Source organism: Blautia sp. MSK.18.38 (assembly GCF_024460535.1).
In the GTDB taxonomy this organism is placed as follows: Bacteria; Bacillota; Clostridia; order Lachnospirales; family Lachnospiraceae; genus Blautia_A; species Blautia_A fusiformis.
Window position 1 is genome coordinate 1 of sequence record NZ_JANFYP010000070.1, and the last position, 1,798, is coordinate 1,798.

At 38.8% G+C, this 1,798-nt stretch carries 1 pseudogene; it reads left to right on the forward strand.

Going from position 1 to position 1,798, the window contains the following annotated elements:
- Positions 1-361 precede the first annotated feature (361 nt).
- Positions 362-1,690, forward strand: a pseudogene (locus NE638_RS17700) (IS1182 family transposase); the annotation flags it as partial.
- Between the last annotated feature and the right edge of the window lie 108 nt (positions 1,691-1,798).

Sequence of the window (1,798 nt, forward strand, 5' to 3'; positions counted from 1 at the left end):
TTTCGGAGTGATCCGGAACCTGCTGTTTTTGGGTGTATATACTGTTGTTTTATGTAAGGTTATTTTGTTACTGTTCACTGGTCAATGTCATTTAGTTAATTTTCAAGGTTAGATCTTATACATGAGGTCTAACCTCTTTTTTAGTTTTTCCCTAAATAGGGGTTGACACTTCAACTCAAATGTGCGGCCGCTCTCACTACTGATTGGTTTTTAGAAGTAGTGAGAGCGGCCCTTGTAGTTAAAGAAGCATCTGCACGATGCAAATACAACTACAAGGAGATTTTTTTATGCTACAAAACCAAATCAAAACCATATTTAAAAGGGCACTGAAAAAGTCTGATTCTAAAAAAGAATTGGGCTTTTTTGTGAAAATTTCGGTCGCCCGGCAAAGGAACCAGAAATGATGTTTAAACTGCTTTTCCTGAAAAAACTGTACGATCTTTCTGACGAAGCCCTGATTAGCAGCGCCCAGACGGACATGGCATATAAATTTTTCCTTGACCTGGAACCAGAAGCAAAAATGATAGATCCCAGTCTTCTCACAAAATTCAGAAAAACTCGTATTACAGAAGATATTCTGGAAGAAATGTTAAAAGAAACCATTCAACAGGCTTTGGATAAAAATCTGATCAAATCGGGAACCATTATCGTTGATTCCACCCATACAATTGCTTCTGTCTGGGCAAAATCTCCAACGCAGATTCTGCGGGATATGAGCAAACAACTTCGGAAAGAGGTTTATAAAACAGCTTTTGAATTATCAGAGCGATTTCCTGAGAAACCCTCTTTGGAAGCAGGACTGGATGAAGAAATTGCCTATACTAGGGAACTACTCCAGGTTCTGGAGGAAGGAATAAAATCCTGTGGAAATAAAAAGATACAGAAACTTTCTCATGAAATGAAAGAACTACTAGAAGATGAGCGGCTCAAAGAGATCCGATCCAAAGATGATAAAGATGCACGGTTTGGACATAAAACGGCAACCAGTACGTTCTATGGATATAAGAATCATCTTGCGATGACTGAAGAACGTCTCATTGCGGGGATCACTGTAACAGATGGAGGAGCACCAGATGGGCAGGAATTACCAAAACTGATAGAAAACGCGAAGGAAAATGGAATAAAAGTTACAGAAGTTATAGGCGATATGGCATATGTCAGTGATGACAATCTGGAAGTCTGCGGAAAAGAGATTACATTGATTGCCAGAACCAATACAGCAGTAGCTGCTGCAGCAAACGGGAACCTTGAGGAAGGTTTCTGCTTTAATAAAGATGCTGGGATGCTGCAGTGTCCTGCCGGAGAGCTTTCCACGCGTGTAGAAAAAAGAACGGCAAAAAATGGGAATACTTATTTAAGATATATATTTAGCAAAGTAACGTGTCGGAAATGTCCCCAAAGAGAAAAATGCCGTGTAGGAAGATCAAACGCTAAAACAAGAAGCTACAGTATCACGCAAGCAAGCGAGAAAAATCTTGAAAGGCTTAAATTTGAAGAAAGCGAATATTTTCAGGAGCGAATGAAGATTCGGCACAGGATAGAAGAAAAGAATGGAGAACTAAAGGAAGCTCACGGTTTGCGTAAAGCAGATTCGAGAGGTTTATTTGCTATGCATCTGCAAATGTATTTTACGGCATTTACAGCAAATGTAAAACGAATAGTAAGATTAGATGAGCTGGCTATGGAGTAAACCATAGCTTTTTATGATTTTCCTAAGTAAAGATTTGAAAATAATATAAAAGACTATAAATGAGCAAGTTCGTGATTTTGCATAAAAGAAAGACACCTCGATTCCATG